We start from the raw sequence: 19412 nt of genomic DNA on the forward strand, positions 1-19412 counted from the left end.
AAAGGGACCTATGGAGCGGGTCCGGCCCCGACCAGACGGCACCGTTTGGGGTCATAGGCACGAGAAGGTAACCAGCATGGAGCGGGGAAGTGCGGACGAGGCATGGCGCGAGGACTGCGCCCCGCGCCGGGTGCTCGACCTGTTCGCCACCAAATGGACCAGCATGGTGCTGCACACGCTCCAGGCCCGCCACGGCGGGGCGGCGCGCACCGGCGTGCTCCAGCGCAGCCTGCCGGGCATCTCGAAGAAGATGCTGACCCAGACCCTGCGCGACATGGAGGCGAGCGGCCTCCTCACGCGCCATGTGGCCGGCACGGTGCCGCCCGCCGTGGAGTATCGCCTGACCGCGCTCGGCCACCGCTTCGTCGAGCCGGTCGAACTCCTCTACGCCTGGGGCCGCACCAATGCCGACGCCCTCGACGCCCTCAAACCCCGGCCGACCTCCCGGCGCTGATTGCGTGCCGAACCCAATTCAACAAACCTCCTGCATACGCGGGCGTTATCGAGCGGGAACGGGTGGAGACGGACGATCATGGCGGCACGACCCAAAGTGGCCTTCCTCGGAACGGGCGGGACGATCTCGTCGCTCGGGTGGGATTCCCTCGACGTCCTCGACTACACCGCCACCGGACAGCGCCTGGACGCCGAGGCGATCCTCGCGCGGGTGCCCGAGGCCCGGACCATCGCCGACATCGTGGCCGTGCCGTTCCGTGCAGTTCCGAGTCCGGCGATCGGGTTCGCCGAGTGGCGCGCCTTGGCCAATCTCTGCGCGGAGCTGGCCGGGGCGCATCCCGACCTCGCCGGGATCGTGATCGGGCACGGTACCGCCACCCTGGAGGAGACCGCCTATGCGCTCAGCCTCACCCTCGCGGTCGATTGCCCCGTGGTGATGGTGGGCGCCCAGCGCCCGATCAGCGCCCTGTCGAGCGATGCCGGCCTCAACCTCGTGGCGGCCCTGCGTACCGCCGCCGACCCGGCCTCGCGCGGACGCGGCGTTCTGGTGGTGCTCAACGACGAGATCCAGGCGGCCCGGGAGGTGACGAAAACCTCGGTCGGCCGGCTCCAGACCTTCCGAACACCGGATTTCGGCGTGCTCGGTCAGGTCGACGGCCCGGCGGTGCGCTACTACCGACGCGCGGAGCGTCGGCACGGTCCCGGCACGCCCTTCGACATTCGCGCCCTGCCCGCCCTGCCCCGGGTCGACGTGTCTTACGCCTATGCGGATGCGGACGGCACGGCCGTGCGCGCCTTCGTGGCGGCCGGCGCGCAGGGCCTCGTCTCGGCCGGCCTCGCGCCCGGCATGACCCCGCCGGGCGAGGCCGACGCGCTCGCGGCCGCCGTCGCGGCGGGCGTGATCGTCGTCCAGTCGACCCGGGCCGGCAGCGGCGTGGTGCCCGCCACCACGCGGTTGCGGGAGCGCGGAATCCTCAGCGCCGACAACCTGACGCCCCAGAAGGCGCGCATCCTGCTGGCCCTCGCGCTGACCGTCAGCCGCGACCCGGCGGACGTCGCCGAGATGTTCGCGACCTACTGAGGAATGCGGCACCCGAAGGGTTCACCGGGACGTCTCCACGCGAATATTGCGACCTTTCCGGCTCTCGGCCGTTGATGGGACAGACCGGACCGGTCGCCTAAAGCGCGATCGGCCCCCCACGCACCATCACGAGGAACCGCTTCATGAAGTCATTCGTCATTGCCACCGCCCTCCTTCTCAGCCCCGTCGCGCTGTCGGCCACGGCCCAGGCCCAGGGCACTATCCGCGGCGCCGAACGCGGCGTCGAGGACGGTAACCGCGCGGCCGGCCCGATCGGCGGTGTGGTGGGCGGCGCCGTCGGTGCAGCCACCGGCACGGTCGGGGGCGTCCTCGGCGTCGATCCGGATCGCCGCGAGGACCGGATGGAGCGCCGCGAGGAGCGCACCACGATCACCCGCGAGCGTCGCGACCGCTAAGAAATCCACGGCCTCGGCCCCCGAGCGGGGCCGGGGCTCCGGCCTGTTCCTTGCTCGCCGCCCACTATGATGCCTGAGGCCGATTCCCACGCGCACCTGCTCGCCGTGGCGCAGGGGCTGTCGACGCCGCTGCACGCGGCCCTGGCCGGCTTGGGTCCGGTCGCGATCACGCCCCCGACTCACGCGCGGGTCGCCGATCGCCTCGCCCTCGAAGTGGTGAACCAGCAGCTCTCGACGAAGGCGGCCGCCGCGATCTGGTCCCGGGTCGAGGCCGCATCCGCCGCCCAGGGCCTCGCTCCGCGCGACCTCTTCGTTTCCGAGCACACCGAGACGCTGCGCACCTGCGGCCTCTCCGCCGCGAAGGTCCGGGCCGTCCAGGCGATCAGGCTGGCGGACGAGGCGGGCCTGTTCGGCCCCTCGCTCGCCACCCTGCCTCACCCGGAACGGTCCGCGATCCTGCGCGGCATCAAGGGCGTCGGACAATGGACCGCCGACATGATCGGCCTCTTCCACTACGGCGACCCGGACATCTGGCCGGCCGGCGATGTCGCCGCGGTGGGGTGCCTCCGGCGCCTGACCGGCTGCACCGACACCCAAGCCTTCGACACTCACGCCTTCACGCTCCCCTTCGCGCCCTACCGCTCCCATCTCGCGCTGTCGCTGTGGCGTCTCCGCGATGGGATGCCGGCCCCGACCGTCGCGGCCTGATCAGCGCCGATCCGACGCCGTCAGCGGCGGCGTGCTGGCCGGCGCCCGGCGCAGCTTCGTCGCCTGCTCGAAAGCGTGGGCGAGGCCGAGCAGCTTCGCCTCGCTCCAGGGCCGCCCGAGCAGATCCATCCCGATCGGAACGCCGTCCGGCGCCGTCGCGCTCGCGGCCGAGAACCCGGCCGGTACGTCGATGGCTGGGAAGCCCGTCAGCCCGGCGACGATGCCGTTGCGGTCGGCCTGATTCAGTTCGCCGATCGGCACCACCAGCCGCTTCTGCAGCGGATAGACCAGGGCGTCGAGGGTCTGAGCCTCGAACACCGCCGCCACATGCGCCTTGAAGGCGGCAATCCGCCCGAGCCGCGCCGCGTATTCGGGATCGGCCATTCCGTCCTGGCGGGCCTCGGCGCCGGTCAGGAACTTTTCGAGTGCGGCGCGATGGAATTGGCCCGAGGCGAGAATGCCGGCCAGATTCGTCTGCGGCGCATTCGGGATGGTGGCGAGGTAGGCGTTCATCAGAGCCTTGAACTCGTAGGTCTGGACGTCGTCGTCGCGGTTCAGCGCATCGGCCTCGAAGGCGGGATCGTCGACGGTCACCAGGGTGGCGCCGGCCGCCGCGAGGGCATCGAGCGCCTGGCGCATGACGCGATTGACCTCGGCGTGCTCGGGCTTCGTGCCGAACAGGGCGGTGACGACCCCGAGGCGCGCGCCCTTCAGGGCATCGGGCTTGAGCGCATCGGCATAGCGCTCCGGAACCCGGCCGGCCGCCGCCGCGGTGAGCGGATCGGCCGGATCGACGCCCGCCATGGCCTGCAGCAGCGCCGCCGCGTCCGCGACCGTGCGGGTGATCGGCCCGATCGCATCCTGCGTCTTCGAGACCGGCATGATGCCCGCGAGGCTGATCAGCCCTTGCGTGACGCGCAGGCCCACCAAATTGTTGGCCGAGGCCGGCGAGCGGATCGAGTTGACCGTGTCGCTGCCGAGGCCCCCGAGGGCGAAATCGGCCGCGATGCCGGCGCCGACGCCCCCGCTCGAGCCGCCGGGGGTCCGGGTCAGGTCGTAGGGGTTTCGCACTTGGCCGCCCAGCGAACTGACCGAGACGCCCCCGAGGGCGAATTCCTGCATGTTCGCCTTGGCGAGCACGATGGCGCCGGCCGCGCGCAGCCGGGCGACGGCGGTCGCGTCCCGCGCCGGTTGCGCCCCCTCCAAGGACGCCGAGCCGCCGGTCGTCGGCACCTCCGCCGTGTTGTAATTGTCCTTGAGCAGCAGGGGCACGCAGCCGAGAGGCTTGGAGGCGCCGGCAGCCCCGACAGCGCGGTCGGCGTCGTAGGCCTGCGCCTGCGCCAGGGCGTTCGGGTTCACCGCCCGGATCGCGCGCAGAGCCGGCCCGGCCTGATCGTAGGCGGCGATGCGGTCGAGATAGGCCTGGACCAGGCCCACGCAGGTGATCCGCCCGGAGGCCAGCGCCTGCCGCACCTCGGCGATGGAGGCCTCTTCGACGGCGAACGCCCCAGGCGGTCCGCCCTGCGCCGCGGCCGGCGAGACCGGCAGCGCCAGGCAGATCGCGACGGCGATCGGCAGTCTCCGAGGGGACCAGAGCCTGAAGACCGAGGAGAATCGGGAGATGGGAGAAAATCCGGAGATGGAAGAAAATCCGGAGATGGAAGAAAATCGGGAGACGGACGAAGAAATGGACATGTATCCCTGACGGTCAGATTGCGACGCGTGCCATGAGGCATGCATCATACCAGCTTCCTCGCCGCGCCAAGCCGCCCGTAAAGATGCCGCCCGTGAAGATGCCGCCCGAGAGAAGCCCCCGGCCATGACGTCTCCCCTGGTCCTCGTCACCAGCCTGCCCCCGGACGAGAACGCAGCCTGGCGCGACTGCCTCGCCCGGGCCATGCCGGCGGAGCGCATCCTCGAGCCCGAAGCGATCTCCGATGCGGGCGCGGTGGAGATCGCCATCGTGGCGAACCCGGTGCCCGGATGGGCCTGCGCCTTCCCGCATCTGCGCTGGGTCCAGAGCCTGTGGGCCGGTGTCGACCGCCTGCTCCGCGATCCCGCCCTGCCCGACGTGCCGGTCCGGCGCCTCGTCGATCCGACCCTGGCACGCGCCATGGCGGAGGCGGTGGCGGCGGCCGTGCTGTCTTGGCACCGGGATTTTCCCCGCTACGCGGCCCAGCAGCGCGCCGGACTCTGGCGCCAGCACCCGGTTCGACCGGCCAGCGCCCGGCGGGTGACGATCCTGGGCCTGGGCGAGATGGGCCGGGCCTCGGCCGAATTGCTCCGGGCGATCGGCTTCCCGGTCCAGGGCTGGAGCCGGTCGGGCCGGCCCGCCGGTGCGATCCCGGTCTCGTCCGGCCCGGAGGGATGGGCCGCGTGCCTCGCGGAGGCCGATATCCTCGTCAACCTCCTGCCCCTGACGCCCGAGACCCACGGCATCCTCGATCGGTCCGCCTTCGCGTGCCTGCCCGAGGGGGCGGCCCTGGTGAATATCGGGCGCGGCGCGCACGTGGTCGAGGACGACCTGATCACCGCGCTGGCGACGGGCCGCCTCGCGCATGCGATCCTCGACGTGTTCCCGGAGGAGCCGCTGGCCGAGACCCATCGCCTGTGGTCGCAGCCCGGCGTGACGATCCTGCCCCATGTCGCCGCGCCGACCAGCCTGGACTCCGCCGCCGCCATCGTCGCCGAAACGGTCGCCGCATTCCGCCGGACCGGACAGGTGCCGGTGGGAATCGACCGCGGGCGCGGATACTGAAACCGCGCCGTCGCAAACCTCGGGGCGGCGATCGGCGCGCCCAGACGTCTTCGTTTGTCTTGTCGGGATGATCGGTTTCCACGGATCCCCGACAAACTCTGGCGCTTCCTCTAACGCTTCTTGCCGAGTTCGGCCGCGATGTCCTTGGTCATCCGCCCGACCTTGCGGTGCGCCGCCGTGATCTGGTCCTGGGTGACGCCCCAGCGCTTCATCCAGAACTCCACGGCCTTCCGCTCGGAGAGGTCCAGGCGCTCCTTGTCGATGAAGCCGCGCTTGTCCTTGAGGCCAGCCATGATTGCTCCTGTGGGGCGGAGAATGCTCCTGTGAGATCGGACCCGTGTCGGCCCGCGAGGGCGCGCGGTCAAGCGGTCCCGAAGGCGCGCGGCGCGCCCGCCGGCCCGGCCGGCGGGGCGATGCCCTGCGGGCGAAGACTCCGCGAATCCGAACGAAGCCGCCGGGTTCGTGCCCGACGGCTTCGGGCTCGGTGCGCCCCGCCCGTCTCTCCGCCTACCAGCGGCCGTCGCCATGCGGTCGGTCGCAATCCCGGCCGAAGCCATATCCCTCGGAACGGTATCCATACCCCGCGCGGCGATAGCCGTACCCCTCGGGGCGGTCGTACCCCTCGAATCGATCGTGGTCGAAGCGCGCGCGACGCGGATACCGGTAGACCGGCGCGTCGGCGAAGTCGTCTTGCGGGACCACCCGGGCGGGGCGATAGCGGACCACCGGGGGTACGGCGTCGTCATATCCGTAGACCGGCGCGGGACGGGCATAGCCATAGCCGTCAACCGGGGCCGCCTGCGCGACGGCGGCCCCCAGGAGGGCGCCGGCGGCGAGCCCCCCGATGAGGCCGGCCGCGACGGCACCCCCACCGCCCCGGGCCTCAGCCTTCGGCGCTCCGAGAGCGCCGGCGGCAACGAGCGCCGCGGCCGTCAACGCTGCAAACCTGTTCATCGCCGAACCCCTGATGCTTCGCCCAAAGCCGCGCCGAGCCCCGCGCCAAAACCGGCCTGCGGCCCAGCCGGGGATGTCCCGGCCGTGAGGAAGACCTTGGCAGATCCACGCTGCATCGCGGCTGAAGCGCCCCGGCAGCATCCGTTCAGGTCCGGGCGGGCGGTGGCGGTGGCGCGGGGCACCGCGCAGGCGGACGGGATTCCGCCCTGGCGCGGAGGACCAGACCGAATTCGGACGCCGTCAGTGGAGCGTGCCGCCCCCTCGCTCGGGTTCGGGGACCGGCTGCTCGATGAGCGCCTCGCTCAGGGGAAATTCAAGGATGATCTCCCGCGCTTCGTCCTCCACGAACAGGACGGCGGTGAGGAGCGCGGGGTCGCTGTCGGCGCCCTGAAGCAGTTGCCGGGCGAGAATCCGGGCGGCGTCCCAAGCGGCATCGGCGCTCGCCAGCTCTCGGCCGTCCGGGTCCACCACCACGTCGTCCCCGATATGTGTGTGGAAGAAGTAGCGTTGCATGCGAAGCCCGTCCCTTGCCCGTCGCGAGACCATCCGGGTGGCCCGCCTCCGCAACCGAGATGGGGATGGGCACGGCCGAACCCCAGCCTTCGGCCCAGCCGTGCCTGTCCGGTCCGCTGAATCGTCAGCGCGTGGGGGCGCTGGTCCCCTTGCCGGCCGCGCCCGGTGACGCTCCCGAGCCTGCATCGTTGGCCCCGGTGCTGTTGGCCGTGCCCGAGCGGCTCTTGTCGCCGGTCGAAGGGCCGCTTCCCGCCGCACCGGGCGAGGCGCCGGCGCCGGCGTCGTTCGGGCCGGTGCTGTTGAGGGTGCCCGACCTGGTGGTCCCGGAGCCCCCTTCGGCGGCGATGGCCCCCGAGGACAGGACAAGCGTGGTGGCGAGCGCAAGCGCGACGGCCTTCATGGTCTCTCTCCCTGATGTTTGGCGTGAAGCACGCCCAGGGTAACGCCGGGCCCAGCTGCGATGTTCTGGCACCGCCCCCCCTGCGCCGAGGCCCCATGGCCGCGCATCACCCGGGTCGATGCCCCGGGATGCCGAGCGCGGCCCTGCCGCCACGCGGACGAGCCTCGCAAAAGAGGCCGCTCCCGGACAGGAGCGGCCCAAGTCGAAGGAGGAACACCCACGCGGGTGCCGCACGCGACGCAAAGGGGGGCGTGGGTCGCGTGCTGCGCGGCAACAGAGTTCGCCACGCCCCGTTCCACGTTCCAGGCACAAGGTTGCTTTTCGGGTGTTCGCGCGCCGTCTCCTCGAACGGGGCTGCTACGGCGCCGCGCCGTCCGCCTTCTCCTGGAGCGCCGCATCGTACCCGGCGGTCCATTGCCCATGCGCTTCGGTGCCCTCCGCATAGGGGCAATCCTCGCGGCGCAGGCCCTTGCCGGGCGCGTAGAAGCCCAGGGCGTAATGGTCGAGATTGTCGTCTGGCGGCTCGGTCATGGGAAGCAAGGTAGGGCGCCGGGTGGCCGCTCCAAGCGGCTTTCCGCTGGCTTGGGAACGCAATCGCGACAGACCGGCGTCGGCCCCTCGCGGACCGAGCGCGTGCAAGGTCCATCGCCAAGACTATCCGCGAGCGTCCTGCCGGCCGCGTTTCAGTTATCTCGGCCAGATGCGCGCCAAGAGCGATAACGAGTTCTAAATCGGAATACTTGATCGAAGCGGGTGTCGGACCGACCCCGTCTCACAGCGAGCCTGCGCTCAAACCTTATCGATCATATGTGTTGTGCGGATCAGCGGCTGAGCCAGCTGATGGTGCCCAGGAAAGGACTCGAACCTTCACCTCTTGCAAGACTGGTACCTGAAACCAGCGCGTCTACCAATTCCGCCACCTGGGCTCGTCGGGGCCGCTTGCGGCGCCGACGCGGATTTCGTTTAGGCGGGGTGGGGCCGGTCGTCAATCCGGATTGTGCGGGATTTTCGACCGGCCCTTCGATTGTGGCTCAGGCCTCGCTGCGCCACTCGCGGATGTCGACGAAGCGGCCGGCCACGGCCGCCGCCGCCGCCATGGCGGGGGAGACGAGGTGGGTGCGGCCGCGATGGCCCTGGCGGCCCTCGAAGTTGCGGTTCGAGGTCGAGGCGCAGCGCTCGTTGGGGCTTAGGCGATCGGCGTTCATGCCGAGGCACATCGAGCAGCCCGGCTCGCGCCAGTCGAACCCGGCCGCCTTGAGGATGCGGTCGAGGCCTTCGGCTTCCGCCTGTTGCTTCACGAGGCCGGACCCCGGCACCACCATGGCCGAGACGTTGGCGTGGACCTTGCGGCCCTCGACCATCTGGGCCACCGCCCGCAGGTCCTCGATCCGGCCGTTGGTGCAGGAGCCGATGAACACCCGGTCGAGGGTGATGTCGGTGATCTTCGTCCCGGGGGTCAGGCCCATATAGTCCAGCGCCTTCTCCTTCGACTGCCGCTTGTTCTCGTCGGCGATCTGGGCCGGGTCGGGCACGGCGCCCGAGATCGAGACCACGTCCTCGGGGCTGGTCCCCCAGCTGACGATGGGCGGCAGATTGGCGGCGTCCAGGCGCACCTCGCGGTCGAAATACGCGCCTTCGTCGGTGACCAGGCTCTCCCAATAGGCCCTGGCGCGGGCGAAGGCCTCGCCCTTGGGCGCCTTCGGCCGGCCCTCGACATAGGCGTAGGTGGTGGCGTCCGGCGCCACGAGGCCGGCGCGGGCACCGCCCTCGATCGACATGTTGCAGATCGTCATCCGGCCCTCCATCGAGAGGGCGCGGATGGCCGAGCCGGCATATTCGATGACGTAGCCGGTGCCGCCGGCCGTGCCGATCTCACCGATGATCGCCAGGATGATGTCCTTGGCCGTCACGCCGGGCGGCAGGGTGCCGTCGACGCTGACGCGCATGTTCTTCGCCTTCTTCTGCAGCAGCGTCTGGGTGGCGAGCACGTGCTCCACCTCCGAGGTGCCGATGCCGTGGGCGAGCGCCCCGAAGGCGCCGTGGGTCGAGGTGTGGCTGTCGCCGCACACGATGGTCTGGCCCGGCAGGGTGAAGCCCTGTTCCGGCCCGATCACGTGGACGATGCCCTGGCGGCGATCCAGCGCGTCGTAGAACTCGATGCCGAAGTCGCGCACGTTCTCGGCCAGGGCTTCGAGCTGGATGCGGCTTTCCGGGTCCTCGATGCCGAAGCGGCGATCGGAGGTCTGCACATTGTGGTCGACCACCGCGAGGGTCTTCTCGGGATGGCGCACCCGGCGCCCGGCCACGCGCAGACCCTCGAAGGCCTGGGGGCTGGTGACTTCGTGGACGAGGTGGCGGTCGATGTAGAGGAGCGTGGAGCCATCGGGCTCGACATCGACGACGTGGTCGTCCCAGATCTTGTCGTACAGGGTGCGCGGCGCGGTCATGGCGTGGCTATTCTGGTTGTTCGTCAAAAACGGATCGGCGTGTTCCTTTAGTAGTGTTCCAAGGCGCGCAGCGAAAGGTGCCTCGCGCGAAACCGCGGCGTTGCTTGCATCGGGCGGATGGCAGCCCGGAGGCGGCCGCATGAAGCCCGCGCAGCGTGAAAAGAGCCCGCGCAGCGCGCGATGATCCCGCCCGGTGCTGTTCGGGCAGGTCACTGGACCGGTCCGGACCGCGCGCCTAAAGCTGTCGCCAACGTCCCCGGTCCGGGGGCCGCGCCCTCACAAGACACCGTCGCCGAGATCCGCCGCATGCAGCCCGTCGACATCCTGATGCTGAAAGCGATGCATCCCGACGTCATGGACGCCGTCGCGCAGCGCTTCACCCTGCACCGCCTCGACACCGCCCCCGACCCGGATAGGTTCCTGGCCGAGATCGGCCCGCGCATCCGCGGCCTCGCAACGGGCGCGCAGGCGCCGGTCGACCGGGCCCTGCTGGCGCGCCTGCCCGGCCTCGCGATCGTGGCGAGCTTCGGGGTCGGCTACGACACCATCGACACGGCGGCGGCGGCCGAACGCGGCATCGTGGTGACCAACACCCCGGACGTGCTCACCGACGAGGTGGCCGACCTCGCCGTCGGTCTGCTGCTGGCGACCGTCCGTCAGATCCCCCAGGCCGACCGGCACCTGCGCGCCGGGCACTGGCCGAGCCGGACCTACCCGCTCACCCCGACCCTGCGCGGGCGCACCGTCGGCATCCTCGGTCTCGGGCGGATCGGGCGCGCCATCGCGCGCCGCCTCGAAGGCTTCGGCGTCGCCCTCGCCTATCACGGCCGCCGGCCGCAAGCCGACATGCCCTACGCCTACCACCCCACCCTCCTGGGTCTGGCCGAGGCCTCCGACGTGCTCCTGGTGGTGGCGCCCGGCGGCCCGGACACCCACGGGATCGTCGACGCGGCGGTGCTGGCGGCGCTCGGGCCGCAGGGCCTGCTCATCAACGTCGCCCGCGGCAGCCTCGTCGACGAACCGGCGCTGATCCGGGCGCTGCAGGCGGGCACGATCCTGGGCGCCGGCCTCGACGTCTTCGCGCGCGAGCCGCACGTGCCGCCGGACCTCGTGGCCATGGATCAGGTGGTGCTGCTGCCGCATGTGGGCTCGGCCTCCGTCGAGACCCGGGCCGCCATGGGCCGGCTCGTGGTCGACAACCTGACGGCGTTCTTCGACGGCCGGGGGCCGCTGACCCCCGTGCCCGAGACCCCCGTGCCCAAGCCCCCCGTACCCGAGACCTCCTGGACCGTGGGGACCCGCGCATGAGCCGCGCCGTCGTGGTCAGCCGCGCTCTGCGCCTCGCCGGCTTGAGCGCCACGCTCCTCGTCCCGGCCCTGCCCGCCGCGAGCCAGGAGACGGCGCCCGGACTGGCCGAGCCGGCGACGCCGGCAGAACAGGCGAGTTCCGCCGCCGGCACGCCCTTCGTCGAGAGCCTGCCGCGCGACATCGCCGGGGTGCCGGGGACCTGGGACCTGTCGCGCGACGGCAGCACCCGGCGCTGCGTCCTGACCCTGTCGGGCGCGAGCGGGCCGGCCGGGCGACGCCTGTCCTTCCCGGCGGGGTGCCGCCGCGCCCTGCCGATCCTCAACGGCGTCGCCGGCTGGCTGTTCGCGGACGGCAACCTCCGGCTCGTCGACAAGGATGTCCGGCCGGTGCTGCAATTCGCCGCCCGGGTCGATGCCCGCAGTCTGGTGGCGGCCGCGGGCGAGGAGCATTTCAGCCTCGTGCCGCTCCAGATCGTCGCGATGGTGCCGCCGACCGATGCGGTGCCCACCAGCCCCGGCGCCGGCAGCGCCGCCCCGGACGCCCGCAGCGCCGCGCCGGCCCAGCCCGAGCCGGCCGGCGACGCCCCGGCGCCCGGCATCTATGCCCTCGACCGCTACCGCGAGCAGGACGTCTGCCGCATCGCCCTGACGCCCGGCACCGCGCCGGCCCCGGTCCGCATCCTTGATTCCTGCCGCGACGGCGGCCTCACGGTGTTCGATCCGGTCTCCTGGCGCTTCGCCAACGGACACTTGACCCTCAACGCCCGCCGCGGCCACGCCGTGAACCTGATCGCCGCCGGCGACGGGCGCTGGCGCCGCGACCCGGAGGTCGGCACCACCTTCGTGCTGCGCCGGGTCGAGGGCGCGGCCCCGTAGGTCCTCGTCTCTGATACTTCCGCCCCGAGTTCTTCCACCCCGAGTTCTTCCACCCCGAGTTCTTCCACCCCGAGTTCTTCCGCCCCGAGTTCTTCCGCCCCGAACGCCTCCCGAAGTCCCGCGATTGCCCGACCCGATGCCCCTCACCGTCGCCGCCCTGTACAAGTTCGTCGCCCTGCCGGACGTCGCCGCGCTGCGGGCCCCGCTCCAGGCCCTGTGCGAAGGGTTCGGGATCACCGGCACCCTGCTGCTGGCGCCGGAGGGCTTGAACGGCACGGTGGCGGGCTCGGCCGAGGCGATCGCGGGCTTCCTCGCCGCGCTCCAGGCCGGACCGCCGTTCGGCGACCGCCTGCACGGCCTCGAATGCAAGCTGTCCCGGGCCGAGGCGCCGCCGTTCCGGCAGCTCAAGGTCCGGGTCAAGCGCGAGATCGTCACCTTCGACGACGGCGCCACCGATGCGGCCGCCGGCGCCGGCACCCCCGTGGCGCCGGAAGCCTGGAACGCGCTTCTCGACACGCCCGGCCTGCTGCTGATCGACACCCGCAACGCCTTCGAAGTCGCCCTCGGCAGCTTCCCCGGCGCGGTCGATCCGGGCATCACCCGGTTCAGCGCCTTTCGCGATTACGTCGCCGGCCTCGATCCGGCGGCGCATCCTCGGGTCGCCATGTTCTGCACCGGCGGCATCCGCTGCGAAAAGGCCGGCGCCTACATGCGCGCGAAGGGTTTTGCCGATGTGCGCCATCTGGCCGGCGGCATCCTGCGCTACCTCGAGACGGTGCCGGAGGCCGAGAACCGCTGGACCGGCGACTGCTTCGTCTTCGACGGCCGCATCGCCCTGGGGCCTGCCCTGGTGGAGCGGCCCGACCACGCCCCGGAAACCCTGCGATGACCGACCTCTCCGCCCGCATCGACGCCCTGGAGATGCGCCTGACCGAACAGGACGTGGTGATCGACGACCTCAACACCACGATCACCGCCCAGTGGCGCCAGATCGACGCCCTCACCCGGCAGATCGCCAAGCTCGTCGAGGAAGTGGAGCAAGCCTCCCACCGCCCCGGCTCGGGCGCACCGGAACCCCCGCCGCCGCATTATTGAGCGGTCGGGCATCCGGCGACCTCATCCGCCCGCACGGCATGGGCGCAGTCCGCGGGTCGATGTCGCGCAAAGCCGGCGCGCGCAGGCCACGGCAGCCAAGAAAGAATCGGCAGCACCCCGTCATCCCGGGGCCGCGGAGCGGAGCCCGGGATCCAGACACGCAGGTGATACACGACTTTGCACGGTCAGCGGCTCTGGATTGCGCGCCGCTGGCGCGCCCCTTCGGGTCCGGGCTCGCCTGCGGCGCCCCGGAATGACGGTGCGGTGCCCTCTGCCGCTGCGTTGCCTGTGAAAAGCGCGCCCCCAGTCGGGCGGCACCCGACCGTTCCCTCCTCCGTCGCCCCTATTGTCGCCTCATCAGCGGCCGGCCACGTCCGCTTCGGGAGGCCGAAGGCTGCGCGGGGCCCCTCTGCTTGCCGGAGAGGGGGCAAGTCGGGGCGCGCATCGATCGTCTCCCTGCCACAGAGGGGGCAGGGACGACCCGCGACTTCGCCCCCTACCCCCCGACGCTCGCCTGGCTGACGAACTTCGTCGTCAGGTAGGCCTCCAGCGCCTCCGAGCCGCCCTCGCTGCCGTAGCCGGATTCCTTGACGCCGCCGAACGGTGTCTCGGGGAAGGCGAGGCCGTGGTGATTGATGCCGACCATGCCGCTCTCGATCCGGGCGGCGGCCTCGACGGCCCGGGCCGCCGAGCGGGTATAGGCGTAGGCGGCCAAGCCATAGGGCAGCCGGTTGGCCTCGGCATAAGCGGCCGCGTCGTCGGAGAAGCGCTGGATCAGCGCCACCGGGCCGAAAGGCTCCTCGTTCATGATGCGGGCGCTCACCGGCACGTCGCACAGCACGGTCGGTGCGAAGAAGGTGCCGCGGTTGCCGATGCGCTGGCCGCCGGTGCGCAGCGTGGCACCCTGCGCCACGGCATCGGCGCAGAGCGTTTCCATGGCCTCCAGGCGGCGGGCATGGATGAGCGGCCCCATGGTGGTCTCGGGGTCGAGCCCGTCGCCGACCTTGCGGCCCTCGGCGAAGGCCACGAAGCCATCGCGAAACCGGTCGTAGACGGAGTCGTGCACCAGCATCCGGGTCGGCGCGACGCAGACCTGGCCGGCATTGCGGAACTTGTTGGCGCCGAGCACGGCCACGGCTTTGTCCACGTCGGCATCCGCGAACACGATCGCGGGCGCGTGGCCGCCAAGCTCCATCGTCGCCCGCTTCATGTGGCGCCCGGCCAAAGCGGCGAGTTCCTTGCCCACCGGAGTCGAGCCGGTGAACGACATCTTGGCGATGACCGGATGCGGGATGAGGTAGCCGGAGATCGCGGCCGGATCGCCGAACACGAGGGAGAGCACGTCGCCGGGCACCCCGGCATCGAGGAAGGCCCGGATCATCGCGGCGCAGCTCGCCGGCGTGTCCTCCGGTCCCTTCAGCACCACCGAGCAGCCGGCGCAGAGGGCGGCCGCCACCTTGCGCACCGCCTGGTTGATCGGGAAGTTCCAGGGCGTGAAGGCGGCCACCGGCCCGACCGGCTCGCGCAGCACCATCTGGACGACGCCGTCCGCCCGCGCCGGGATGATGCGGCCATAGGCCCGGCGCCCTTCCTCGGCGAACCAGTCGGTGACGTCGGCCCCGGCCAGGATCTCGACCCGCGCCTCGGCCAGCGGCTTGCCCTGTTCCAGGGTCATGATGCGGGCGATGGCCTCGACCCGCTCGCGCAGAAGATCGGCGGCGCGGCGCAGCACCTTCGCGCGCTCGAAGGCCGAGACCCTGCGCCAGAGGGCAAAGCCGCGCGCGGCGGCCGCCAGCGCCCGGTCGAGATCATCGCGGGTCGCGACCGCCAGCGTGCCCAGGGTCTCGCCGGTGGCCGGGTTCAACACCGGCAGGGTCTCGGCGCCGGACCCGTCGGTCCAGCTCCCGGCGATGTGCAGCGTCACGTTCGGATACGTCATCGGCGGCTCCCGCATGGCGATGGAGCCGGTTTGTCCGCCCATCCCGCGCCGCCCGCAACCCTTATCCCGCGATGGCTGGGGCGCCTGACGCGGGAAGCCGCGGGACGCATCACGCTGCACCGACGACTCACCCCGTCGTGGATCGCGCGGCCGAGTCTCTTCAGGCGGCGATGCGCTCGGCGGCGCTGGCGCCGGTGACGACGACGGAGCCGCCGATTCGCGCCTGCAGGGTGGCGCCCTTCGGCACCACGGTCCAGCCGTCGCGGCAGCCGTCGATCGGCTCCGACACGACGACGAGGCCGGTGTCGGTCTGGCGGTAATACAGGCTGGGCGGGCTGCTGTCGCAGGCCCAGCGGAAGGCCGTGAGGGTGTCGCCATCGGTGACGACGGCGGTGAAGCGCAGGGGCTCGGTCGCCTCGGCGGCCCGCATCAGCTCGCGCACCGTGGCCAAGGTCTTGTGCATGGCGCCGACCGGGTCCTCCGCGAGGCCGTTGGCCAGGGCCAGCAGGAAGATCGCCTCGGAATCGGTGCTGCCGCGTCGCTGGTCGTAGAGCGCGTCGGGGATCAGCGCCTCGATCCGGCGCTTGATGCGCCCATAGCCGCCGATCTGGCCATTGTGCATGAACAGATGCCGACCGTGGGCGAAGGGATGGCAGTTCGCCCGGGTGGTGGCGGTGCCGGTCGAAGCCCGCACATGGGCGAAGAACATCCGCGCCCGCACCTGCTGGCAGAGGTTGACCAGATTCTCGTCCGACCAGGCCGGGCAGACGTCGCGGTAGAGGCCGGGATCGACCCGCTCGCCGTACCAGCCGATGCCGAACCCGTCGCCGTTGGTCTCCGTCTTCGCCTCGGCCGCGTGGAGCGACTGGTGGACCAGCGAGTGCGTCGGTGCGCAGACGAGGTCGGTCAGGAAGACCGGCTCACCGGAATAGGCGAGAAAGCGGCACATGACGGACAAACACCCCCTGATCCCAATGACCCGCCGAACCGCCCGCCGCCCCTAGGGCAGCGTCCGTCTCATGCAACCACGTCCACAGGCTCGCTGGTCAGGTTCGAGCGAACAGGGTGAATGCATCGTTAACGTGAGCACCGGTCTCGACCTCCTGCGAGGCGAGCCATGCAAGAGACGCACCGCTCTCGCGCCGGGAGGGGCGAGCCGCCCCCATCCACTCCCCCCATCCTCATCACGGGAGCCCGGCGGGAATGCGGCGAAGACCGATTTTTCGACCGCGGGAACCACAGAGCCGACTCAGCGATTCGGATTCTGGTCGGTTGGACTGTGCCGATCAGCCTATCGCCGTTCAGACGCTCGCCATTGGGACTCTTGCCGATCACACCGTGGCGGCGCAGCATCACTGCGAAAGAATCAGCGCCGCGACAGGGTCGCGGCGGACAGGATCACCGCGAATTCCGTCGGCACGGGCCGCAGACAGCCGTCCGCCGACCGTGTGCTGCGTCACGTTCATCCCGGCCCATTGCCCGGCGCCCGTTCCCGCGCCCCTTTCGTTCAGAAACCCAGATGCCCGACGAGGAGACTCCATGGATCGCTCACACACGCCCTGCCCGATCGCTCTCGTGGTCGAGGACGACGCCGACGTCCGCAATCTCGCCACCGCGGTTCTGGAGGAGAGCGACCTCGACGTGATCGCCTGCGACACGGCCGAGGCCGCGATCTCGGTGCTGGAGCGCTCCGGCGGCAACGTCGCCCTGCTCTTCGCCGACGTGCGCCTCGGCGCCGGCATGGACGGCATCGCCCTCGCGAGCACCGTCGAGCGGCGCTGGCCGGACGTCCGGGTGGTGCTCACCTCGGGCGGCGATGCGCGCGGCGGCGGCAGCCTGCCGGCCCAGGCGGTCTACATGCAGAAGCCGTGGCGCGCCCTCGATGTGCTGGTCCAGGCCGAGCACGCCGCCGAGGCAGCCCGGGCCGCCTGAGACGAGTCCTCCCGGACGGTTCAACCCACGCGAAAAAGCCCGGCCGCCGAGCGGCCGGGCTTTTTGCAGATCGATGGGACACGCAAGGCGACGGCGCGGGGCGGGCGATACGTCCCGCCGTGCCGCGCTGCGGCGTCAGGCGTTGCCGGCGGGCGGCAGCACGGTCGGGGCCGTCGGGGCGAACGGCGAACCGCCCGGACGACGCGGCGCACCGGCACCGAAACGGGGCTTCGGCTTCGGCGCGGCGATCAGGCCCTCGCGGATCGCGGTCTTGCGAGCCTGCTTGCGGGCGCGGCGCACGGCCTCGGCCTTCTCACGTGCCTTGCGGACGGAGGGCTTCTCGTAAGCCTTGCGCTGCTTCATCTCGCGGAAGATGCCCTCGCGCTGCATCTTCTTCTTCAGGACGCGGAGGGCTTGGTCGACGTTGTTGTCGCGAACGAGTACCTGCAACGGTTTCAATCCTCTGAAACGGTGTTTGTTGGGCGGCGCCGACCCTTGAGACCCGAACGGAGCCCCGCGACGCGAACTGCAAAACGTCCCGGACCCAGGATTACCCCGGGCGGGACGTCCGTCAGACGGCCTCGAATCGGCGCAGAAACTGCACTTGGGGCAGGCTCATACACCAACCGCCCGCGAGTTCCAACACGCCTTGCGACAGCTCGACGGCATTGTGGCGCTCGGAGTGCGCCGCCGGTCGGCGCCGGGTCGCGCCAGGCACGGCACGGGGATGCTGAGAACAGACGCCGGACATCCTGAAGGATCGCAGTTCTCAAGCGACAGGACAGTGCTGAATCGCTGCGCAGAAGCCTTTATCGTCCGGATGAAGATTTGGATTGATCGCCCACAGCTTTCCCGCAGTGAACGTCGAGGTTCGGAACCGACCTTTGGTTGCTACATCGTCACGAAACCCGGCCCAATTTTCCAATAATTAATTTTTGTATGCAACATTCCTTGAGCAACACGGCCGATCTTCGGACGGGACGGCGCGCAGTTGCGGCATGAATCCTTCAGGGTTCTCACGTTGGGGCGACGGATGTTGGGTCTGCGGAACAAGGCGTCGGTTGAGACGGACGCGAAGCTGGCGGCCCTGGACAAGTCTCATGGCATCATCGAATTCAATCTCGACGGAACCGTCATCACCGCCAACGAGAACTTCCTGGCGGTGATCGGTTACCCGCTGGCCGAGATCCGGGGCCGGCACCACAGCCTGTTCGTCGCGCCGGGCGAGCGCGACGGCGCCGCCTACGCCGCGTTCTGGGCGAGTTTGCGCGCGGGCACCTATCAGGCCGCGCAGTACCGCCGCATCGCCAAGGGCGGGCGCGAGGTCTGGATCGAGGCGTCGTACAACCCGATCCTCGACCGCGCCGGCAAGCCCTACAAGGTCGTCAAGTTCGCCACCGACATCACCCGGCAGAAGATGCAGGACGCCGACCGCGAGGGTCAGATCGCCGCCCTGCACAAGGCCCAGGCGGTGATCTCGTTCTCCCTCGACGGGGTGGTGCTCGAGGCCAACCCGAACTTCCTGGCGGCGGTGGGCTACAGCCTGCCGGAAATCGTCGGCCAGCATCACCGCATGTTCGTGCGGCCGGAGGAGCGCGACAGCCCCGCCTATGCGGCGTTCTGGGCGAGCCTGCGCGCCGGCACGTATCAGGCCGCGCAGTACCGCCGCATCGCCAAGGGCGGCCGGGAGATCTGGATCGAGGCCTCCTACAACCCGATCCTGGACGCGGCCGGGCGCCCCTACAAGGTCGTCAAGTTCGCCACCGACATCACCGCTCAGGTCACCCTCCTCGACGACCTGAGACGGCTGATCGCCCAGAACTTCGGCGAGATCGACAGCGCCGTGCTGTTGTCCAACACCCAGACGCGGGACGCCGAGACGGCGGCCGGCACGACCGCGGACAACGTCCAGACCATGGCGGCGGCCTCCGAGGAACTCGCCGCCTCGGTCGCCGAGATCTCGCAGAGCATGACGCATTCGCGCGCCGCCACCGAGGCCGCCCAGGGCCAGGTCGCGGCGGCCGCCGCCGAGACCCGGCGGCTCACCGACGCCGCCAGCGCGATGACGGGCATCGTCGGCCTGATCCAGAGCATCGCCGGCCAGATCAACCTGCTGGCGCTCAACGCGACGATCGAATCGGCCCGGGCCGGCGAGGCGGGCCGGGGCTTCGCGGTGGTGGCGCAGGAGGTGAAGAATCTCGCCAACCAGGCGGCCCGCGCCACCGAGCAGATCGCGGCCGAGATCGACAACGTCCAGGCCGTCTCGAAGGAGGTCGGCGACGCCCTCCAGACCATCCAGGGCTCGGTGGCCCAGATCGGCGACTATGTCGTCAGCACCGCGGCGGCGGTGGAGGAGCAGAGCGTCGTCACCCAGGACATGTCGGGCAACATGCAGCACGCCGCGAGCGCAGTGGCGGCGATCTCCCAGAACATCCAGGCGATCGCCCAGTCCATCGGCGACGTCTCCCGCGCGGTCGGGACCACGAAAGACGCGGCGCGCGTCCTCGCGCGTTAGAAATGGTCAGGGATCAGG

General features: G+C 70.9%; 22 protein-coding genes and 1 tRNA gene. 12 read left to right on the top strand and 11 right to left on the bottom strand.

The features are described from left to right. Positions 1-76 precede the first annotated feature (76 nt). From J7U37_RS02965 to J7U37_RS02980, 4 genes are all read left to right on the top strand, one after another. Positions 77-454, top strand: a complete 378-nt coding sequence (locus tag J7U37_RS02965; RefSeq protein WP_056182119.1) for a helix-turn-helix domain-containing protein — start codon at positions 77-79, stop codon at positions 452-454. 78 nt (positions 455-532) lie between these two features. After that, positions 533-1534 (top strand): asparaginase, encoded by a 1002-nt coding sequence (locus tag J7U37_RS02970; protein ID WP_247634775.1) that lies wholly within the window; start codon positions 533-535, stop codon positions 1532-1534. A 143-nt stretch (positions 1535-1677) separates the two neighbouring features. After that, positions 1678-1950, top strand: coding sequence for a hypothetical protein (locus J7U37_RS02975; protein WP_056182116.1), 273 nt, complete (start codon positions 1678-1680; stop codon positions 1948-1950). A 69-nt stretch (positions 1951-2019) separates the two neighbouring features. Next, entirely contained in the window at positions 2020-2658 is a 639-nt protein-coding gene (locus J7U37_RS02980; RefSeq protein ID WP_247634776.1) for a DNA-3-methyladenine glycosylase 2 family protein, read from the top strand. On the opposite strand, the gene J7U37_RS02985 is transcribed toward J7U37_RS02980, so the two are convergent. Then, positions 2659-4095, bottom strand: coding sequence for an amidase family protein (locus J7U37_RS02985; RefSeq protein ID WP_348772971.1), 1437 nt, complete (start codon positions 4093-4095; stop codon positions 2659-2661). Between the two features lie 4 nt (positions 4096-4099). On the opposite strand from J7U37_RS02985, the gene J7U37_RS02990 reads away from it, so the two are divergent. Then, positions 4100-4363 carry a hypothetical protein gene (locus J7U37_RS02990; RefSeq protein ID WP_247634777.1) on the top strand — a complete coding sequence of 88 codons (264 nt, stop codon included), beginning with the start codon at positions 4100-4102 and terminating at the stop codon, positions 4361-4363. A gap of 114 nt (positions 4364-4477) precedes the next feature. Further along, positions 4478-5416: a glyoxylate/hydroxypyruvate reductase A gene (locus J7U37_RS02995; RefSeq protein ID WP_247634778.1), complete on the top strand. Its 939-nt coding sequence runs from the start codon at positions 4478-4480 to the stop codon at positions 5414-5416. 110 nt (positions 5417-5526) lie between these two features. Here J7U37_RS02995 and J7U37_RS03000 read toward each other — a convergent pair whose 3' ends face one another. From J7U37_RS03000 to leuC, 7 genes are all read right to left on the bottom strand, one after another. Further along, a complete protein-coding gene (locus tag J7U37_RS03000; protein ID WP_056182112.1) occupies positions 5527-5709 on the bottom strand; it encodes a DUF3606 domain-containing protein in 183 nt (60 codons plus the stop codon). Positions 5710-5923: 214 nt separating this feature from the next. After that, positions 5924-6370 (bottom strand): hypothetical protein, encoded by a 447-nt coding sequence (locus tag J7U37_RS03005; protein ID WP_247634779.1) that lies wholly within the window; start codon positions 6368-6370, stop codon positions 5924-5926. 240 nt (positions 6371-6610) lie between these two features. Beyond that, positions 6611-6883 carry a hypothetical protein gene (locus J7U37_RS03010; protein ID WP_056182106.1) on the bottom strand — a complete coding sequence of 91 codons (273 nt, stop codon included), beginning with the start codon at positions 6881-6883 and terminating at the stop codon, positions 6611-6613. 124 nt (positions 6884-7007) lie between these two features. Then, the gene (locus tag J7U37_RS03015) at positions 7008-7283 is read right to left on the bottom strand and encodes a hypothetical protein (protein ID WP_056182102.1); all 276 of its coding nucleotides are present in this window, start codon (positions 7281-7283) and stop codon (positions 7008-7010) included. A gap of 357 nt (positions 7284-7640) precedes the next feature. After that, entirely contained in the window at positions 7641-7814 is a 174-nt protein-coding gene (locus tag J7U37_RS03020; RefSeq protein ID WP_056182098.1) for a hypothetical protein, read from the bottom strand. A 310-nt stretch (positions 7815-8124) separates the two neighbouring features. After that, positions 8125-8209 (bottom strand) — tRNA-Leu (locus J7U37_RS03025). A 105-nt stretch (positions 8210-8314) separates the two neighbouring features. After that, positions 8315-9730: a 3-isopropylmalate dehydratase large subunit gene (gene leuC, locus J7U37_RS03030; RefSeq protein WP_056182283.1), complete on the bottom strand. Its 1416-nt coding sequence runs from the start codon at positions 9728-9730 to the stop codon at positions 8315-8317. Between the two features lie 306 nt (positions 9731-10036). Between leuC and J7U37_RS03035 the strand changes: the two genes are divergently transcribed. The 4 genes from J7U37_RS03035 (at position 10037) to J7U37_RS03050 (ending at position 13008) form a co-directional block, all read left to right on the top strand. Continuing rightward, positions 10037-11038, top strand: coding sequence for a 2-hydroxyacid dehydrogenase (locus tag J7U37_RS03035; protein WP_056484773.1), 1002 nt, complete (start codon positions 10037-10039; stop codon positions 11036-11038). Then, complete coding sequence (locus J7U37_RS03040; protein ID WP_056182089.1) at positions 11035-11913, top strand: AprI/Inh family metalloprotease inhibitor; 879 nt, start codon at positions 11035-11037, stop codon at positions 11911-11913. Before J7U37_RS03035 ends, J7U37_RS03040 begins: the two co-directional genes overlap by 4 nt. 136 nt (positions 11914-12049) lie before the next feature. After that, positions 12050-12802 carry a rhodanese-like domain-containing protein gene (locus tag J7U37_RS03045; protein WP_247634780.1) on the top strand — a complete coding sequence of 251 codons (753 nt, stop codon included), beginning with the start codon at positions 12050-12052 and terminating at the stop codon, positions 12800-12802. Continuing rightward, positions 12799-13008, top strand: a complete 210-nt coding sequence (locus tag J7U37_RS03050; protein WP_056182084.1) for a SlyX family protein — start codon at positions 12799-12801, stop codon at positions 13006-13008. Before J7U37_RS03045 ends, J7U37_RS03050 begins: the two co-directional genes overlap by 4 nt. Positions 13009-13504: 496 nt before the next feature. On the opposite strand, the gene J7U37_RS03055 is transcribed toward J7U37_RS03050, so the two are convergent. Beyond that, positions 13505-14947: an NAD-dependent succinate-semialdehyde dehydrogenase gene (locus J7U37_RS03055; protein ID WP_056182280.1), complete on the bottom strand. Its 1443-nt coding sequence runs from the start codon at positions 14945-14947 to the stop codon at positions 13505-13507. A 160-nt stretch (positions 14948-15107) separates the two neighbouring features. Continuing rightward, entirely contained in the window at positions 15108-15896 is a 789-nt protein-coding gene (locus tag J7U37_RS03060) for a class II glutamine amidotransferase (protein ID WP_056484777.1), read from the bottom strand. Between the two features lie 590 nt (positions 15897-16486). Between J7U37_RS03060 and J7U37_RS03065 the strand changes: the two genes are divergently transcribed. Continuing rightward, entirely contained in the window at positions 16487-16879 is a 393-nt protein-coding gene (locus J7U37_RS03065; protein WP_247634781.1) for a response regulator, read from the top strand. Positions 16880-17014: 135 nt separating this feature from the next. Here J7U37_RS03065 and rpsU read toward each other — a convergent pair whose 3' ends face one another. Next, positions 17015-17329 (bottom strand): 30S ribosomal protein S21, encoded by a 315-nt coding sequence (gene rpsU / locus J7U37_RS03070; RefSeq protein ID WP_055957071.1) that lies wholly within the window; start codon positions 17327-17329, stop codon positions 17015-17017. A gap of 583 nt (positions 17330-17912) precedes the next feature. Between rpsU and J7U37_RS03075 the strand changes: the two genes are divergently transcribed. Continuing rightward, a complete protein-coding gene (locus J7U37_RS03075) occupies positions 17913-19394 on the top strand; it encodes a PAS domain-containing methyl-accepting chemotaxis protein (RefSeq protein ID WP_056182077.1) in 1482 nt (493 codons plus the stop codon). Positions 19395-19412: the final 18 nt, after the last annotated feature.

This window comes from Methylobacterium sp. 37f, assembly GCF_023093475.1.
In the GTDB taxonomy this organism is placed as follows: Bacteria; Pseudomonadota; Alphaproteobacteria; order Rhizobiales; family Beijerinckiaceae; genus Methylobacterium.